The sequence below is a fragment of the Halobellus ordinarius genome (genome assembly GCF_031823395.1).
GTDB classification, from domain to species: Archaea; Halobacteriota; Halobacteria; order Halobacteriales; family Haloferacaceae; genus Haloquadratum; species Haloquadratum ordinarius.
Genome location: NZ_JAVQKJ010000003.1, coordinates 426,553 through 442,751 on the forward strand (window position 1 = coordinate 426,553; position 16,199 = coordinate 442,751).

The 16,199-nt window shown below is 64.0% G+C and carries 17 protein-coding genes and 1 tRNA gene; 8 read left to right on the plus strand and 10 right to left on the minus strand.

Annotated features, from left to right (window positions below; all coding sequences use genetic code 11):
• Positions 1-112: 112 nt before the first annotated feature.
• From RJT48_RS05530 to thsB, 5 genes are all read right to left on the minus strand, one after another.
• The gene (locus tag RJT48_RS05530) at positions 113-2,293 is read right to left on the minus strand and encodes a type II secretion system F family protein (protein ID WP_311171246.1); all 2,181 of its coding nucleotides are present in this window, start codon (positions 2,291-2,293) and stop codon (positions 113-115) included.
• A complete protein-coding gene (locus RJT48_RS05535) occupies positions 2,280-4,043 on the minus strand; it encodes a type II/IV secretion system ATPase subunit (protein ID WP_425604699.1) in 1,764 nt (587 codons plus the stop codon). The genes RJT48_RS05530 and RJT48_RS05535 overlap by 14 nt, the downstream gene beginning before the upstream one ends.
• 77 nt (positions 4,044-4,120) lie before the next feature.
• The gene (locus RJT48_RS05540) at positions 4,121-4,654 is read right to left on the minus strand and encodes a DUF7549 family protein (RefSeq protein ID WP_311171247.1); all 534 of its coding nucleotides are present in this window, start codon (positions 4,652-4,654) and stop codon (positions 4,121-4,123) included.
• Positions 4,655-4,739: 85 nt separating this feature from the next.
• The gene (locus tag RJT48_RS05545) at positions 4,740-5,729 is read right to left on the minus strand and encodes an ornithine cyclodeaminase family protein (RefSeq protein WP_311171248.1); all 990 of its coding nucleotides are present in this window, start codon (positions 5,727-5,729) and stop codon (positions 4,740-4,742) included.
• A gap of 258 nt (positions 5,730-5,987) precedes the next feature.
• On the minus strand, positions 5,988-7,637 hold the full coding sequence (gene thsB / locus RJT48_RS05550) for a thermosome subunit beta (protein ID WP_311171349.1): 1,650 nt from the start codon (positions 7,635-7,637) through the stop codon (positions 5,988-5,990).
• Between the two features lie 443 nt (positions 7,638-8,080).
• Here thsB and RJT48_RS05555 point away from each other — a divergent pair, with 443 nt between their 5' ends.
• The 5 genes from RJT48_RS05555 to RJT48_RS05575 all read left to right on the plus strand — a co-directional run bounded on the left by RJT48_RS05555 (position 8,081) and on the right by RJT48_RS05575 (position 10,570).
• On the plus strand, positions 8,081-8,242 hold the full coding sequence (locus tag RJT48_RS05555) for a hypothetical protein (protein WP_311171249.1): 162 nt from the start codon (positions 8,081-8,083) through the stop codon (positions 8,240-8,242).
• Between the two features lie 249 nt (positions 8,243-8,491).
• Complete coding sequence (locus tag RJT48_RS05560) at positions 8,492-9,301, plus strand: CPBP family intramembrane glutamic endopeptidase (RefSeq protein ID WP_311171250.1); 810 nt, start codon at positions 8,492-8,494, stop codon at positions 9,299-9,301.
• A 110-nt stretch (positions 9,302-9,411) separates the two neighbouring features.
• Positions 9,412-9,939: a sensor domain-containing protein gene (locus tag RJT48_RS05565; RefSeq protein ID WP_311171251.1), complete on the plus strand. Its 528-nt coding sequence runs from the start codon at positions 9,412-9,414 to the stop codon at positions 9,937-9,939.
• Positions 9,940-10,159: 220 nt separating this feature from the next.
• Positions 10,160-10,244 (plus strand) — tRNA-Ser (locus RJT48_RS05570).
• Between the two features lie 152 nt (positions 10,245-10,396).
• The gene (locus RJT48_RS05575) at positions 10,397-10,570 is read left to right on the plus strand and encodes a hypothetical protein (RefSeq protein WP_311171252.1); all 174 of its coding nucleotides are present in this window, start codon (positions 10,397-10,399) and stop codon (positions 10,568-10,570) included.
• A 122-nt stretch (positions 10,571-10,692) separates the two neighbouring features.
• Here RJT48_RS05575 and RJT48_RS05580 read toward each other — a convergent pair whose 3' ends face one another.
• Complete coding sequence (locus tag RJT48_RS05580) at positions 10,693-12,267, minus strand: (R)-citramalate synthase (protein ID WP_311171253.1); 1,575 nt, start codon at positions 12,265-12,267, stop codon at positions 10,693-10,695.
• Positions 12,268-12,471: 204 nt separating this feature from the next.
• Complete coding sequence (locus RJT48_RS05585; protein WP_311171254.1) at positions 12,472-12,819, minus strand: DUF192 domain-containing protein; 348 nt, start codon at positions 12,817-12,819, stop codon at positions 12,472-12,474.
• A 135-nt stretch (positions 12,820-12,954) separates the two neighbouring features.
• Between RJT48_RS05585 and RJT48_RS05590 the strand changes: the two genes are divergently transcribed.
• Positions 12,955-13,128 (plus strand): hypothetical protein, encoded by a 174-nt coding sequence (locus tag RJT48_RS05590; protein WP_311171255.1) that lies wholly within the window; start codon positions 12,955-12,957, stop codon positions 13,126-13,128.
• Between the two features lie 24 nt (positions 13,129-13,152).
• On the opposite strand, the gene RJT48_RS05595 is transcribed toward RJT48_RS05590, so the two are convergent.
• The gene (locus RJT48_RS05595) at positions 13,153-13,827 is read right to left on the minus strand and encodes an AIM24 family protein (RefSeq protein WP_311171256.1); all 675 of its coding nucleotides are present in this window, start codon (positions 13,825-13,827) and stop codon (positions 13,153-13,155) included.
• A 257-nt stretch (positions 13,828-14,084) separates the two neighbouring features.
• Here RJT48_RS05595 and RJT48_RS05600 point away from each other — a divergent pair, with 257 nt between their 5' ends.
• On the plus strand, positions 14,085-14,633 hold the full coding sequence (locus tag RJT48_RS05600; RefSeq protein ID WP_311171257.1) for a DUF7097 family protein: 549 nt from the start codon (positions 14,085-14,087) through the stop codon (positions 14,631-14,633).
• Positions 14,634-14,688: 55 nt separating this feature from the next.
• On the opposite strand, the gene RJT48_RS05605 is transcribed toward RJT48_RS05600, so the two are convergent.
• Together RJT48_RS05605 and RJT48_RS05610 are read right to left on the minus strand one after the other, a co-directional pair.
• Complete coding sequence (locus RJT48_RS05605; RefSeq protein ID WP_311171258.1) at positions 14,689-15,027, minus strand: hypothetical protein; 339 nt, start codon at positions 15,025-15,027, stop codon at positions 14,689-14,691.
• Positions 15,020-15,382, minus strand: a complete 363-nt coding sequence (locus RJT48_RS05610; protein ID WP_311171259.1) for a winged helix-turn-helix domain-containing protein — start codon at positions 15,380-15,382, stop codon at positions 15,020-15,022. The genes RJT48_RS05605 and RJT48_RS05610 overlap by 8 nt, the downstream gene beginning before the upstream one ends.
• Before the next feature lie 226 nt (positions 15,383-15,608).
• Between RJT48_RS05610 and RJT48_RS05615 the strand changes: the two genes are divergently transcribed.
• Positions 15,609-16,157, plus strand: a complete 549-nt coding sequence (locus RJT48_RS05615) for a GMP synthase subunit A (RefSeq protein ID WP_311171260.1) — start codon at positions 15,609-15,611, stop codon at positions 16,155-16,157.
• Positions 16,158-16,199 lie beyond the last annotated feature (42 nt).

The window sequence follows — 16,199 nt, forward strand, 5'->3', positions numbered from 1 at the left end:
CGTGGAGGCGACGTAGGCGAGCAGACAGCGTCGATGACAGGAACGCAAAGACGACCCAGGCGGACAGCGTCGATCACAGGAACGCAAAGACGACCCAGGCGGACAGCGTCGATCACAGGAACGCAAAGACGACGTATGCGATGCCGAGCAGGATCGTCGCGTGTTTCACCCCGTCGGCGACGCTCCCCTCGCCGAGTTGGCCGGCGACGGTGCCGGAACAGACGCCCTGAATCGCCGCGGTGTGGAAAAAGAGCAGTTTGTAGGCCTCGGTGTCGACGGTCTGGAGTCCCCCCAATACCCCGGTGTCGACGCCGCCGACGTCCCCGGAAGCGACGCCGCCGGACTGGCCTGCCGCTTCGATCGCGGGGATGAACGAAACCGTCAGGGCGGTGACGATACCCAGGAAGACGAAAAACGAGATGTAGATGACGATGAGGTAGGTGAGCATCTCCTGGCGCCGCTCGCGGCGGAGCCGCCGTGTCTCCTGTGCCTCGTCGGCCGCGATGTGGAGCACGGGGCCGATGTTACCGCTCGCGGCCATCGCGTTGCGGATCAACGTCATCGACCGCGACACCATCGGGCTCCCCGTCCGGTATTCCATCCGGGCGAGCGCCGATTCGACGTTCGATCCCCAGTGGATGTCCCGCCAGACCCGGTCGATCTCGTCGCCGAGGCGTCCCAGTTCCGCGTTCGATAGCCGCTCGAGGCTCCCGACGATCGTCACGCCCGCCTCGTTGATGCTGGCCATCCGTTCGAGGAAGTCGGGGACCTCCGCCTCGATGCGGCGGAGCCGCCGCTTTTGAACCTCGTGGGAGAGCGCGATCCCGCCGAGCACGAAAAGCGCCACGCGGACGATCGGGCCGTCGATCGCCGCGATCAGTTCCCAGACCGCCTCCGTCGACGACGGGCCCGACAGAAACGCAGCGGCCGCCGCCAGAGCCGCCTCGTCCAGCGAAAGCCAAAACACCAGCAGTCCGAGCGGTCCCGTGACGAAAAGCGAGTACACCGGCTGCCGCAGGATCGTCTCGACGGGATCGGAGAGCGTCTCCCGGACCGTCCCGATCCGGTCGTACACCGCGAGTCGCTCCCTGTTTGCTCGGTCCGACAACCGCCCCCCGGAGGCTGTGCCGCCGTCCGTTACCGGCGATGCGTCATCGCCCCCGCCCGGAGAGACCAGTCCGGCGCCCTTCGTTATCCGGAGCCGGGTGGTGTCGTCCTCCGTTTCCCCGCCCGGTGCGGTGAGTCCCTCCGTGATGCTGTCGACGTAAACGATGAATCCGAACGTCAAAAGCGGAATCGCGAGGTAGCTGATGAGCCTGACTAAGGTGAGCGTATCCTGCATCACCAGCCCGATGACGACGAGGATCGTGATGAAAAACAGCGGGCCGGCGACAAGAACCGTGACGTACCCCTCCGCGAACGTCGCTAGGAGATCCAGATACCGTCGCTGTTGTGCCTCTGCTTCCTCCTGGAACCGATCGTACTGATCGTGGAGGTACGTCGAGACGCTCTGTCCCGACGAGAGCACGCTCGCGAGGTTCTCGGTGAACTCCTCGAGGTTCTCGCTCGGCGTCCGTTCGGCCGTCTCCCCCAGCGCGGTCAGGATGTCGGTCCCGAACGCGTCCATATCCCGCACCGCGACGCCGAGTTCGCGCGCGGCCTCGCCGTAGACGTCCTGGTTGTGCGAGAGCGTCCGCAAGACCGCCTGAAACGGGATTCCCGACCGGGAGAGCGCGTAGACGAAGGCGACCGTCCGCGGGAGCGTCGCGTCGATTTCGATCCCGCGGGCCCGCGCCTTCTGGTCGAGATACGTCCAGCGGCCCCAGTAGGTGCCCGCGGCGAGCGCCGTCCCGAACGTCGCGCTGGTGACCAGAAGCACCGCGAACAACTGCACCGGCGAGAGGTTCGGCACCCCAGCCACCGTCGCGAGGAACTCAGCCGGTCCCGGCAGAATCTCCCGGAGAACCTCCGGATCGAGCGCGAGCGAGCGGAGGACCATCGCCCCGAGATAGACCCCGTAGACGCTCCCGGCGACGCCCGAGACGGCGGCGATGACGAGCGTCTCGGAGGCGAACACGCGGTGGCTCTCTCCGACGAACGCGGCCCGCATCCGCCTAATCTGGTCCTCCCGGTTCTGACTCCGCTCTGCGACGTACTGCCCGAAGACGTGGAGCCCGACCCGGGAGACGATCAGCCGGGCGCGTCGGCTGACGGGAAACAGCGCAACCGGTACCGCAAGCAGTGTCACGACGACGAGCGGCAGATAGCCGACGATGAGATCAATCGTCGCCATCGACCTCGACCTCGTCGCCGTCAAACGCCGCCGCCTCGGAGACGTCGGCGTCGCTCAGGTCACTCGACGGGTTCTCGGCAGCCTCGAGTCGGTTCATCACCTTCTCGGGATTCGAGTAGTATTCGTTGACGAGCGCCGTGAACTGGCGGAAGTCGGTCGTGTCTAGCTCCACGAGCCGCTGAAGGAACCGCTTTCGACGGTTCATCTCCTCTTTCCGCTCCGTTCGGGTCCACCCGCGGTCCCGCTGGATCTCCTCTAGGAGGTTCAGATCAGAGCGCTCGATGGTATCAGAGCCCGGATCCCAGTTGAACGCCCGCGAGTAGTCGAGTTCGCCCGTCCGCTGATCGATCTCGCCGACCTCCCCGATCGCCTTCGAGCGGCGGACGCGCTCGCCGTCGACGCGCGTGAGCGTCTGGACGCAGAGCAGATCCAAAGACTGGACCATCGCCCGCGGCACGTTGATCGGCTCGTTCTCTAAGCGATTGATCACCGTCTCGATGCTGTCGGCGTGCATCGTCGAGAAGGTCGTGTGGCCCGTGTTCATCGCCTGGAACAGGGTCACCGCCTCGTTACCCCGCACCTCGCCGACGATGATGAACTCCGGGCGATGGCGGAGCGCAGATCGCAGCAGGTCGTACATATCGATGTCGCTGCCCTCGTGGAGTCGCTCCCGCGTCACCGACGCCAGCCAGTTGTCGTGGTACAGAGACAGTTCGCGGGTGTCCTCGATAGTCAGGACCTTCGCGCGCGGCGGGATGAACATCGAGACGGCGTTCATCGACGTCGTCTTCCCCGAGGCGGTCCCGCCGGCGAAGATCAGGCTCCGGTTGTTCTCGATGCAGAGCCAGAGGTACGCCATCTGCTCGATCGAGAAGGTTCCGTACTTGATGAGGTCGATCGGGGTAAAGGGCTCGTCGGCGTACTTCCGGATGGTAAAGGCCGACCCGCGCGGCGTCACCTCCTCGCCGAGCGCGAGTTCGATCCGTGACCCGTCGGGCAGCGTCGTCCCCACGACGGGGTCGCCGACGCTGACGTGCCGGCCGGACTCCTGGGCGAGTCGGATGACGAAGTCGTCGAGGTTGTCGGCGGCGTAGGCGATGTTGGTCTCGATATCGGTGTACTCGTCGTGGTAGACGAAGATCGGGAGATCGTACCCGTCACAGGAGATGTCCTCGATGTGCGGATCCGACATCAGCGGATCGATCCGGCCGAGGTCCCGGAAGTCGCGCGAGAGATAGTACAGAATCGCGTGGAAGGTCCGCATCGAGACCTCGACGCCGTACTGTTCGAAAAGCGTCTGCAGTTCGTCCCGCAGCGTCTCCTCTGCGGTCGGTTCCTCGTTCGTCCGGTAGAGGAGCGGGTCGCGGATGTCGACTTTGACCCGCGAGAGGAGTTCGGCCTCGAAGTCGTCGAGTTCCGGCTCGACCGCGTAGTAGTAGTGTTCACTGTCCTCGTCGTCGTACGTGATCACGACGTAGGCGTACGGCGCGTTCACCCAGTACCGGTCGACGATCTCCTCGCCCGACGGTGCCGCAAAGTCGGCGAAAATCCCATCCTCCGGCCGATATGGCCTGACCTCGAGCGACGAGCCCCGGAGGACTTCAGCGAGACGCTGCATCCGCCGCTGGAGGTTCTCGAGGACGCTTTCGTCCCCGCTCGAAGACCCATCGGCGGCCGCCTCCGCGCCCGTAGCTGTCGCTTCCGCCTCGGCTCCCCCACCCCGTTCTTGCTCCGAATCGATCCCTGCCATCTCGTGTGGGTGTCGCGTTACCGGTTATTCTGGGCGGAGCGACTTATACTGTCGCCCGCACAGCCGAAAACGGATGCTCACGCCTCGGACTCTGGCGCGGACGACGGCGGCGTCCGATCGACAGTCAACAGGATGCCTCCGAAAAGCAGCAGGAAAACGACGCCGATCGGCAGTGGGACGCCGGGAAACCCTCGCGTCGCGAGCAGGTACGTCGCGACGACGAGCACGAGTCCCGAAAGCGTCAGCAGCGCCCCGAGCAGCCGTACCGGGTCGACCGGCCACGACTCGACGGACTCCTCGTCGCGGTAGTAGGCGACTGCGAGGACGACCGCGACGGCGAGAATCGCGGCGCCGACCGTCCACGCCTGATACGCGGCCTGAATCGTCTGCCCGGCCTGCAGCGCGGTCGCCGACAGGGGATCGGACACCGCAACGCGCCGAGCGGCGGCCACGTCGAAGGCATACCGCACCTGGAAGAAGGGAAAGCGGACGAAAAGCACCGACCCGCCGGCGATGTCGGGCGAGTAGGTGACGTTCCAGGGGACGAAGGCGGCCAGCCACGTCGAGACGACCGCGAGCGGCCCCGCGTACTCGGCGCGTACCCAGACCATACGTTGGCCGCGTCGGCGATTCTGTAAAAGCTACCGGAGACGCCTCGGGCGACCCGGTCTCCGATGAACGTTCCGCGCGTTTCGGCTACGCCACGCCGAGCAGATCGAACGCGTAGCCGGCGTCGTTCTCGGTCGCGTGCTCGTAGACGACGTGGGCGGCCGCGACATCCTGGATGGCCAGCCCGGTCGAGTCGAACACGGAGAGCCCGTCGTCGTCAGTCCGTCCCGCTTTTTTCCCCACGACGATCTCACCGAGCGAGCCGTAGATGTCGTCGTCGGTCAGCGTGCCCGCGCTCCAGGGAACGTTGATCTCCCCGGAGTGAGTCGTCTGCTCGTAGTCGTCGATGACGAGTTTCGAATCGAGTAGAATCTCGTCTTCGAGTTCGTGTTTGCCCGCGGCGTCGGCGCCCATCGCGTTGATGTGGGTTTGCTCGCCGACGGCGTCCCGCGGGACGATCGGCTCTTCGACGGGCGTCACAGTCGAGAGGACGTCGCAGGCGGCAGCTTCCGCGATCGACCCGCCGCGGACGTCGTATTCGCCTTCGAAGGTCTCGACGAAGTCAGCGACGCGTGCGGCGTCCCGATCAGCGACGACGACCGTCTCGATGTCCCGAACCTGCGAGATGGCGCGTAGTTGCGTGTACGACTGCGCGCCCGCGCCGACGATGCCGAGGGAGGTGGCGTCCGCCGCGGCGAGATGGTCGGTCGCGACGGCCGCGGCCGCGCCGGTCCGGAGTCCAGTCAGCTCCCGGCCGTCCATAATCGCGAGCGGGAGCGCGGTCTCGGGGTCGGAGTAGATCATCGTCCCGAGGACCGTCGGGAGGTCGAACCGCTCGGGGTTGTCCGGGTGGGAGTTCACCCACTTGACGCCCGCGGCGTCCCACTCGTCGGTCGCAAGATACGCCGGCATCGACCGGAAATCGCCGTTGTACTGCGGGAGATCGATGTAGGACTTCGCCGGCATCTGCGCGTCCCCCCGCTCGAACGCGCCGAACGCCTCCTCGATGGCGGGGACCAGTTCCGCCATCGCCGCGTTCTCTCTGACGTCCGATCCGTTGAGAAGGAGCGTCTCCATACCGGACGATTCCGCGTCACACACTTAATTCATACCATTATCGGATCAGATATCAAAATCCTCGATGAATCGAGATTTGTATGTAACAAAAAGTCTTTTTCCCGAAGTTCTGGGCGGCAGCGCGGACGCGATGCTCGCCGGGAAACAACGCGAAAAATGGGTCGGTCGTCCGAAGTGCCCGAGCGTGGAAATCGAGCGGCGTCGAGCAAGCGGTACAGCGCGGGTCGTGGAAACGGAGCGCGTGACGTTACCCGATCGTCACATCGCGCCGCCCATTCCGCCCATACCGCCCATTCCGCCCATACCGCCGGCGCCGCCGGGCGCGCCGCCTTCCTCGCCGTCACCGCTGGTGCTCAGCTCGTCGGCGGCGATGATGTCGTCGATCTTCAGCACGAGGTTCGCGGCCTCCGTAGCCGAGGAGAGCGCCTGCTCTTTCGCGTGGGCCGGCTCGACGACGCCAGCCTCGAAGGTGTCCTCGACGTCGCCGCTGAAGACGTTCAGGCCGGCGCGGGTGTCGCCGTTCTCGTGGGCCTCACGCAGGCTAACCAGCGTGTCGATGGAGTCGAGTCCGGCGTTCTCCGCGAGCACACGCGGGACGAGTTCGACCGCATCGGCGAAGGCTTCGACGGCGAGCTGCTCGCGGCCGCCGACGGAGCCGGCGTAGCTGCGGAGCCGACGGGCGAGTTCGACCTCGATCGCACCGCCGCCGGCCAGGACGCGGCCGTCGGAGACGGTCGAGGAGACGACGTCGAGTGCGTCCTCGACGCCGCGCTCGATCTCGTCGACGACGTGGTCGGTAGAGCCACGGAGCAGCAGGGTGACGCCGTGAGTCTCGTCGCCGAGCCCCTCGACGTAGAACAGTTCGTCGTCGCCGTCGCGACGGATCGAACCGGAGCCGAGGTCGGCGGCAGTCAGGCTGTCGAGATCGGAGACGATGTTGGCGCCGACGACGTCGCGGAGGAAGCCCATATCGGACTTCTTCACGCGGCGGACGGCGAGGATGCCCTCCTTCGAGAGGTAGTGCTGGGCCATATCGTCGATGCCCTTCTGACAGAAGACGACGTCGGCACCGGACTCGACGATGTTGTCGACCTTCTCCCTGAGCTGTTTTTCCTCCTGATCGAGGAACTGCTGAAGCTGGTCGGGAGACTCGATGTTGACCTGGGTGTCGACGTCGGCCTCTTCGATCTCGATGGCCTCGTCGAGCAGCAGGATGTCCGACTCGTCGAAGGCCGTCGGCATATCGTCCTTGACGGGGTCTTTGTCGATGACCGCCCCGTTGAGGAGTTCGGACTCCCCGGTCGCGCGGCCGGTCTGCGTCTCGATGTTGGCGTTGTGGAGGTCGACCACGTGGGAGCCGTCCTCGGCCTCGACGGTGACGGCCTCGACGGTGGCGACGACCAGTTCCGCGAGCTGCTCCTTGTTGAGCTCGGAGCTTTTGCCGGTCATCGACGTCTCGGCGACCTTCTGGAGGAGGTCGGTGTCGTCGGGTTCGACACGCTCTGCGATCTCGTCGACCTGCGAACGGGCCTCCTGGCTCGCCAGGTGGAAGCCCTTGATGATCGCCGTCGGGTGGATGTCCTGTTCGAGAAGATCCTTGGCATTCTTCAGGAGTTCACCCGCGATCGCGACGGCCGTCGTCGTGCCGTCGCCGGCCTCGTCCTCCTGGGTCTCGGCGACCTCGACGATCATCTCGGCCGTCGGGTTGTCGATGTCCATCTCCTGGAGGATCGTGACGCCGTCGTTCGTGATGGTGACGTCGCCCATCGAATCGACGAGCATCTTGTCCATCCCCTTCGGTCCGAGAGTGGAGCGTACGGCCTCCGAGACCGCGCGAGCGGCCTGAATGTTGTATTCTTGAGCGTCTTTATCTTTCACACGCTGGGCGTCCTCGCCCATAATGATCATCGGCTGACCCTGCATTCGCTGACTCATAGACATCGTCTGATTGTTTGTGATTCTATATAAACCCTTTGCTATGTCGGTGTTCGTGGCTTGGCAGCGAGATCAACTGAAACGCCTAAAATCGCTTGAATTCCCCGTTATATCCGCTGACTGTGTGGTACTCCATCTCATCCGTCACTGCCGGAGACGTGACTATCGACGGATATTTATAAGTGGCTTTGGGCGGCAGTCCAGCGGATGATTCGGGTCGGTGTCACTGAGGGACAAGCTATTCGCGACTCCAGGTAGTGAATAGCTAAAACAGGTACAGCCGACAGTATCAATCTCGCCGAAGAGGCCTCTGCACCGCTCGGTGTCTCTCCGAATACTGGTCGCCGTCGCCTGTCTGGTCCGGACCGTATCCACTGTTAACTGTTCTCGGTCCTATCGAACGGTCGGATTCCGCGATGTGCCACGACAGAGATCACCCACGCGAACCGACTCACGACCGACTCGAAGCACTCCCCGATGAGCACACGACAGGAGGGGAAGAAGAAACCGAACCCGGCTTCGTCGAGATGGAGAAAGCCGAGGACGTCCGGATCGTCACCGACGGCGGCGACGAGTGAGCAGTCGGTTCGGCGATCACTCAGCCGCTGTACAACCTCTCCGCGATGACTCTCGGGCTACCTTGAGACACTTCTGATACTGATTGCTGTAACCTTTCCCGATGCTCGCCGCCACCGGGGGTCGTGGACAGCCGGAAGAGACTCCAAAAATCCTTATTACGGACGGTATTCGGGACTTCCCCCTCGACACAAGTTATCGTGTCAACTATGTCAATGCGTCTATATATAGTAGGCTAACGTACAGGCTGTATGGTATCGCTCGTCGAACGTCGCCCAGTCGGATTTGCGCTCGGACTCACAGCCGCACTTGTAGTCCTGACACTACTCACACGATCTGTCCTCGAAGCTGCCGTGCCAGAGCTAACGCTCCACGGAATCGGGCTCGTCCTCAATTGGCTTATCGTGGCGGTCAGTATCGGCCTCGTCACCTGGCTCGGGTGGTGGGAGAGAATTCGGCTCACGGCACCAGTCAATCGGCGTGCAGTTGTCTATCTGCTCCCCTTCGCAGCCGTCGTCTTTGTCCCGGTTGCGTTCGGGCTCGCTATCCCCGAGATCTCGCTCATTCAGGGCCAAACACTTCCGCCGTGGGCGGCACTCTTCGTGATCATCGTGGGGGTGGCACTCGGGGCGGCCATCTCTGAAGAGCTCATCTACCGCGGTGTGTTGCTCCGTGCGCTTGAGCCTCGCAGCCGCCTGCTTGCTGTCGTATTACCCGCCACGATGTTCGGTCTGGCCCACATCTCACAGGTCATTCTCGGGAACTCGCTGGCCGAGTGGCTCCCGCAGATGCTGCTCATCATCCCGTTAGGTATCGGTCTCGGTGCGATTGCACTCCGGCTGGAGAGCCTCTGGCCGCTCATCGTCTGGCACTTCGCAGTTGATGTGACCGGCTCACTGGCAGCGACGACGTCAGTGGTCTACGAACTGATTTCAATCGGGTTCGTACTGCTCGCCGGAGCGATCGGAGTATGGCTTCTCTGGCAAGACCGACGGGCGAGACGCGGTCCGCACCGCCAGCCTGCAAGCACGCCTATCGACGAACTCGGTGTTCAGAAATGAATCGAGCAGTCACGACGACTGATTCCAAACGGGACGGCTCGCCGGTACTCTCCGCAATCAGGCCACTCACTCAGGGACAGACGTATCGGAATTTCCTGTATTTATTAGTGATGTTTCCGCTTGGAGTAGCGTATTTCGTTTTGTTGACTGTCGGGACTGCCCTCGGCGTCGGGTTGACAGTGGTTCTGGTGGGAGTTCCGCTGTTGATCGGCGTACTTCTCGGGAGCCGCTATCTCTGTGCCTTCGAGCGAGAACTCACGAACAAACTGCTGAAGCTCAACGTTCAGCCTCCCGAGGACGCACTCACAGACGAGACGGCCCTCTGGCCGCAGATACGGGCACGGGTAGTTGCTCGTTCGACGTGGACGGGGCTGGTCTATTTAGTGTTGAAGCTTCCGCTCGGGATCGTAGTGTTCGGTCTACTCGCTGTGTCTCTGGGTGTTTCTGTCGGCCTGCTGTTGGCACCCTTCATCTATACGATTCCCAGTACGGGGATCGAACTCGGTATCTGGACGATCGATACGTTGGCTGAAGCAGTGATTGCTGTCCCTATTGGGATAATTGGGCTGCTCGTCTCGGTGTTCCTGTTCAATCTTACCGCCCGTCTGCTCGGAAAAGTCGCGCTAATCCTCTTGTGAGCTTCCTGAGAACGATTTTGGATTGGATACGTAGAGCGTGTCAGTCGCTCCCGCAGGCAGTATCGTCACCGCGGGAATCGCGGCGCGGATCTCCGATCACGAACCGGGCGCACGCGCGATGTGCGTCCAGGGCCTACTCGACTGCCTCCGACACCCACCGCCCGACAGTCCCGGGAAAACCGAAACCGATTAAACGCATCGTCGCCGACGTGGTTGTGTAGCCGAGGTAGCCTAGCCCGGCCAAGGCGGCAGATTCGAGATCTGCTGTCCATTCGGACACGTGAGTTCAAATCTCACCCTCGGCGCTGTTTCCGACGATTCTCCAGCGGTGCGCCCAGACAAAGCGAACTGCGGCGGATAGTCCGTGGTACCTACTCTCACCCTCCGCCGCTGTCTATCAGTTTCACTTTCACTCCGCTAGGCTGGCTTACATACCGATTCCGATCGATGTCCAGGTATGCACGCAACAGCACTCGAGACACCGACGGCGGACCGCACGGGAGGAACGCAGCGGATCGACGTCACGGACGTCTCGACCGCCCGGGTCGCCGAGTACGCCGAGAGCCGGGCCGACGGCGACGTCCGGTTCGAGCGGCGCGGCGGATGGACGTACCTGATCGAAGAGCGCTGAAGCGCCTGATAATGATTACTCTCGTCTCTTCCCGCCGAGCGCCGCCACCGGGGGTGACGCTCGGCGGTAAAAAGTGAGAGTAATCATTATGAGTTTTCAGCGGATACCGGTCGTTCCGACGATCAGTCGTCGGCCAGTGTCGCATCCCCGGATTCGAGTTCGGTTCGGGCGTCTTTGTCGGCCGCGAGGAGCCGATCGAGCGCCTCGACCATCGCGTCGACGCTGCAGCGTGTGATGTCCGAATCGGAGGTGGCGACGGTGACCGTCCGGTCGCCGCGGGACATCTCCACCTCGACGGTCACGACGGCGTCGGTGCCGCCGGTGATGGCGTCGACGTGGTAGGAGTCCAGTTGCGCGTCGGCCTCGGTACCGAGCGCGGCCCGGACGGCCTCGACGGCGGCGTCGACGGGCCCGCTGCCGGTGCCCGAGGCGACGCGCTCGTCGTCGCCGACGCGGAGGCGGACCGAGGCGGTCGGGGTGCCGGCCCCCGACGCCGCCGTCAGGTCCAGGAGTTCGACGTACCGGTCGCGCTCTCTGCCCTGGACGTCCTCCGCGATGGCCAGCAGGTCGGCGTCGGTGACGCGCTTGTCGCGGTCGCCGAGGCGCTTGACGCGCGCGACGATGTCCGCGAGTTCCTCCTCGCTCACGTCGACGTCGTGTTCGTCGAGCGCGGCGCGGACGCCCGCCCGGCCGGCGTGTTTCCCGAGGACGAGCCGTCGCTCGCGCCCGACCATCTCTGGCGGGTACGGCTCGTACATCGCGTCGTCCTTGAGCGTCCCGTCGGTGTGGATGCCGCTCTCGTGGGTGAACGCGTTCTCGCCGACGACCGCCTTGTTCGGCGGCAGCGGGACGCCCGTCGCGTGGGAGACCTTCTGTGCGAGGTCGTACACCTGATCGAGCGCCAGCGTCTCGACGCCGTAGCCGTGCGCTAAGGCGATGGCGACCTCCTCGAGTGCGACGTTGCCGGCGCGCTCGCCGATCCCGTTGATCGTGCCGTGCACCAGATCCGCGCCGGCCGCGAGGCTGGCCCAGACGTTCGTCATTCCCAGCCCGAGGTCGTCGTGGGTGTGCGTCGACACCGGACCGAGCTCCGCGAGCCGGGAGACATACTCGTAGGTGGTCTCCGGGGTGGCGTGCCCGACGGTGTCGGCGTAACACGATCGGTCGGCGCCGGCGTCGAGCGCCTCGCGCATCAGGCGTTCGAGGAAGTCCAGGTCCGCGCGGGAGCCGTCCTCGCCGATGACCTCGACCCAGAGGTCGTGATCCTTCGCGTACGCGACGAGGTCGCCGGTCTTCTCGACCACCTCGTCGTGGGTGGTCCCGACCTTGCGCTCGATGTGCTTGTCGCTGCCGGGGACGACGATGGTGACGCCGTCGACCCCGCAGTCGAGCGCGAGGTCGATGTCCTGCTGGACGCCGCGGGCGAAACTCGTCACCGTCGCGTCGAGGTTGAGCGCGGTCACCTGCCGGATGGTCTCACGCTCGCCCTCGCCGGTGCAGGCGCTGCCGGCCTCGATGAACTCGATCTCGGCCCGGTCGAGCGCGCGGGCGATGTCGGCCTTCTCGTCGGGCGTCAGCGACACACCCGGGGCTTGTTCGCCGTCGCGCAGTGTCGTATCCAGAAGCTGTACGGAGTCGTCAGAATCCACGATGGATGCTAGGGGGTTGTCGGGGTTACCCCCGAATAAATCGACCACGAGTCATGTGCTCACACGGACCTCTGATCGTGCAGCTATTTAAATTGACGCATCTTGGCGCCGTGGAACCGTCTGCCGCACCGGAGCTGAGTCGTATCGAGAAGGACTGTACGCCGTCATCTCATAATGACTGTTGTAGTCTCTTACCGGTGCTCACCGGCCCGAGAGGTGGCGAGCACCGGTAAAAAGTTACAACAGTCAGTATCACTCTACGAGCCGTACGGTATCACCCGGCTCGACGTCCGCCGCGGCCCCCGCCGGCAGTTCGACGACCGTGTCGGCGGTGGCGGCCGCGAGTCCGCGCCACGCGGGGAGGCGTTTCTTGGCCACCACCTCGTCGTCGACCAGCCACAGCGCGTCGAGGGCGAAGGGGACGAAGACCATATGCAGGTCGCGTTCGCCGGCCTCCGGAAACTCGAACACCAGCGCGTAGTCGTCCGGGATCGACCGCCGGAACATCAGCCCCCGCGCCCGCGAGAGGAACGTATCGGCGACCTCGACGTCGCTGGCGAGCGTCTGCTGGGTGCCGTCTCGGACGTGTTCGAGCCGCATACGTCGCCGGTCGGCGGTCGGTTTCTTAAAAGACTCGACTGGCCGTGCGAGCGACTGGAGGCGCTACCGGATGGGTTCGACGCGAGTTTGACCTTCGGAAAGCTACTTTCCGAATCCCCGCCTCTGTTCGGTCGTATGGTACACTGTCCCGACTGTGAGGGAGAAATCGCGGCGGAATCGGACGTCGAATTCATCGATCTGGACGCCAAAATGTCAGGCCTCTTCAGGTCGTCAAAACGGTTCTACGTCGTCGCCTGCAACAACTGCGGCGCCGCGATCGGAAGTGGTGTGGCCGGCGGGGGCGATTGATCAGTACACGAATCGGATTGGTCCCTACTGATTCTGACTCTGGGTGACGGAACCCTCCTCGTTCGGTTGCACGACGACGAAGCCGTCGGAGCCGGTGAACGCCATCTGGATCGATTCGCCGGACGTCTGTCCGATCTCGAGTTTCTTGTTCATCTCGATGGACGGCGAGAGATTCGCACTCCAGGCGACGGTCGCGTCGGGATCGGTAAAGACGGGCGGTGTCAGGACGACCGGATCGCCGTGCGTCGTCACCGCGATTTCGCCGGGGCCCGTGAGGTAGACGTTCGTCAGGCCGCCGGCAGCCATCCCCGACAGACTGCCGACGGTGTTGATCTCGTACTCGACGCTGGACTCGAATGCGAGCACGTCGTCGCCGTTGATCGAGATCGACTCCTCGCGGTCGAGATCGAGCACCTGGACTTTCTTGCCCTGTTCGGCCACGTACAGATGCCCGCGTCCCTCAGCTTCCATAACCGGTGTTCCCTCGCCGCTCACGGCCTCTTTCACGAATCCGGTGATACCACCTTCCGCCGACGACCGGCCGGTGAACGTCATCTCGCCGGTGTAGGCGACCATCGACCCGGCTTTGACCATCACCGTTCCGTCGACCGGAATATCGAGGAGCCTGTTGTTCACTTTCCGAAATCCGGTGCCCTCTTCGGACGGCGTGTTCGATTGCGTGAACTCCTGCAAGTCCATACGTACGCTGAACGTTCTATCGGCCGGGAATATAGACGTCCTGATGACTGAAAGACAGATTTGAGAGACGTCTGTTCACCGATCGGTGACCGCTCCGAGCGTTCACGGCGAAGCCGGTCGCGGCAGGAGCGGTGGGCCCAGACAGTCTGGCCTACTGTCGGCTGTAGCTATTCGAGAAGGTTCGCGATCCGGGGTCGCGCAATTCTTCACGGACTTGCAGCCGATAGTATCAACTGCGTCGTGACCCATCCTCGTCTGTGCGCGAGACACCAACCGGCACACCGGTCGGCGTCGACGACCCCTACGAACACGCCGGCGTCTGCGATCATCTCACGGACGACGGCCGGTGCCGGTTCGCGCTCGATCGAGCGGGCCACGACCCGGAGTTCACGGCCGCTCGCCGCGCTGCCGACTACGAGTGCGTCGCGGCCGACGACGACCGGGCGTTCCGCGACTGCCCCCACTACCGCTCGACCACCGACGGCCGCGAGTGCGTCCGCTGTGGGCTCGAAGCCGTCCGGATCGCCCACGAGGCGTCGCGGCCGCTGCTCGAAGAGCACCACCTCTCTTATGGGGGCGACGGCACGCCCGATAGCGAGGCCGGGGAAGGCGAGCCGAACCACGAGATCACGGTCGCGCTGTGTCGGTGGTGTCACGCGAAGATCCACCGCTCGTTCGCCCGGATCGACGACGACGTCGAACCCGACCCCGAGGCGTTCGCCGCTCGCGAGGAGCGCCGCGCGAAGGAGCAGGCCGAACTCGATTTCACCACCGCGCGCGAGCGGCGGGATGGTGAGGAGGAGTGACAGGGATTGTCGACATCGGGAGTGGCGTGGGTGTCGGTCGCTCGAGATCGGTCAGTCAGTTATCCGCTAAAAATGTTCGGCACTGCCCGGCCATCCGTTCCGTGAACGCCGCCGAAATCCGTCCTTGCGGGTTCGCGACTGTCCGGTGTTTGATGGTGCCGATGACCCACGGGGAACAGTACGACGTTTTGTCCGGATCACGCCCCATTTCCCAGTCGTCCCCCACCTCGTAGTTCGCGGGCAGGTCGCTGGTCGTGAGTGCCGCACAGATGTATTCTTCACCAGGATACGGCAGGTCCTCGGCCGCCAAGACCAACCAGAGCCGGGGGTTCGATCCGCCTCTGAACGGGTCGGGAGCCCAGAAGACGTCACCGCGCTGATAGCCGTCACTCACGGTCCTCGCGGGGGTCAACGGCGTGTTCCTGCCAGTCGTCGTACGCCATCGGCTCGTCCTCGTAACTCGCGGCGACGTTGTCTGCGTGGCCTGCCGCGGAATCGAGACTTCTGACGTGGTCGCTCACCCGCCAGTAGATTCCCTTGTGATCGACACGTCCGCTGTCCCGCAACCGACTGAGCGTCGGCCCGACAGACCCTTTGTTGATCCCGGTGGCTTCCGCGATCTCGCTCTGCGTGAACGCTTCCGCAGCGTGCGCTTCCAAGAACGAAAGGATCTCGTGGGCGTTCGTCCCCGGCGTCGGACCGTCGTCCGTCTCGTCTATCGAGTCAAACTGATCAGCACTGATTGGCATCCGTACTGTATCATTTGTATCTAATGTATTAATCGGTTGGGTCGTGTCGGAGCTGTTCGGTATTCTGTGAGCCTGTGCTACTACTCTCGGCCGAATCGGGATATTTCGGCAATCCGGGACACCAGGACGGCCAAAGACCTGTCATCGAAAACGGGATACAAACTCCGGGAGACCCGCCACAGACCGGGCGCTTTTTGCGTCCGTTCGGTGTAAGAGACCCTAACTGATGACCCGCATCGTCGTCATCGACAACCACGGTCAGTTCACCCATCTCGAACACCGGACGCTCCGCGATATCGGCGTCGACGTCGAGATCCGCGACAACACGACGCCACCCGAAGACATCGACGCCGACGGACTCGTCCTCTCGGGGGGGCCCGATATGGACCGCGTCGGCAACTGCGCCGAGTACCTCGACCTCGATATCCCGGTCTTCGGCATCTGTCTCGGAATGCAGTTCATCGCTTCGGAACTCGGGGGCACGGTCGGCGCCGGCGACTACGGCGGCTACGCGGACGTCGACGTAGACATCCTCGACGGCGGGGACCCGCTCGTGGGGTCGCTCGCACCCAAAACGCGCGTGTGGGCGAGCCACGCCGACGAGGTCAAGGAGGTTCCCGAGGGATTCGCCCGGACGGCCACCTCCGACGTCTGTGACGTCGAGGCGATGAGCGACACCGATCGGGACCTGTACGGCGTGCAATGGCACCCCGAAGTCGCCCACACCGAGCGCGGCGAGGAAGTGTTCCACAACTTCGTCGCCGTCTGCGAGTAGCGCCGTTCCCGACAGCCCTCCGTCGTTCCACGTCTTCCCGCT

Bases quoted from the DNA above. Each gene is read 5' to 3' on its own strand.
- RJT48_RS05530 (WP_311171246.1), bottom strand. From the start codon at position 2,293: ATGGCGACGATTGATCTCATCGTCGGCTATCTGCCGCTCGTCGTCGTG.
- RJT48_RS05535 (WP_425604699.1), bottom strand. From the start codon at position 4,043: ATGGCAGGGATCGATTCGGAGCAAGAACGGGGTGGGGGAGCCGAGGCG.
- RJT48_RS05540 (WP_311171247.1), bottom strand. From the start codon at position 4,654: ATGGTCTGGGTACGCGCCGAGTACGCGGGGCCGCTCGCGGTCGTCTCG.
- RJT48_RS05545 (WP_311171248.1), bottom strand. From the start codon at position 5,729: ATGGAGACGCTCCTTCTCAACGGATCGGACGTCAGAGAGAACGCGGCG.
- thsB (WP_311171349.1), bottom strand. From the start codon at position 7,637: ATGATCATTATGGGCGAGGACGCCCAGCGTGTGAAAGATAAAGACGCT.
- RJT48_RS05555 (WP_311171249.1), top strand. From the start codon at position 8,081: ATGTGCCACGACAGAGATCACCCACGCGAACCGACTCACGACCGACTC.
- RJT48_RS05560 (WP_311171250.1), top strand. From the start codon at position 8,492: ATGGTATCGCTCGTCGAACGTCGCCCAGTCGGATTTGCGCTCGGACTC.
- RJT48_RS05565 (WP_311171251.1), top strand. From the start codon at position 9,412: ATGTTTCCGCTTGGAGTAGCGTATTTCGTTTTGTTGACTGTCGGGACT.
- RJT48_RS05575 (WP_311171252.1), top strand. From the start codon at position 10,397: ATGCACGCAACAGCACTCGAGACACCGACGGCGGACCGCACGGGAGGA.
- RJT48_RS05585 (WP_311171254.1), bottom strand. From the start codon at position 12,819: ATGCGGCTCGAACACGTCCGAGACGGCACCCAGCAGACGCTCGCCAGC.
- RJT48_RS05590 (WP_311171255.1), top strand. From the start codon at position 12,955: ATGGTACACTGTCCCGACTGTGAGGGAGAAATCGCGGCGGAATCGGAC.
- RJT48_RS05595 (WP_311171256.1), bottom strand. From the start codon at position 13,827: ATGGACTTGCAGGAGTTCACGCAATCGAACACGCCGTCCGAAGAGGGC.
- RJT48_RS05610 (WP_311171259.1), bottom strand. From the start codon at position 15,382: ATGCCAATCAGTGCTGATCAGTTTGACTCGATAGACGAGACGGACGAC.
- RJT48_RS05615 (WP_311171260.1), top strand. From the start codon at position 15,609: ATGACCCGCATCGTCGTCATCGACAACCACGGTCAGTTCACCCATCTC.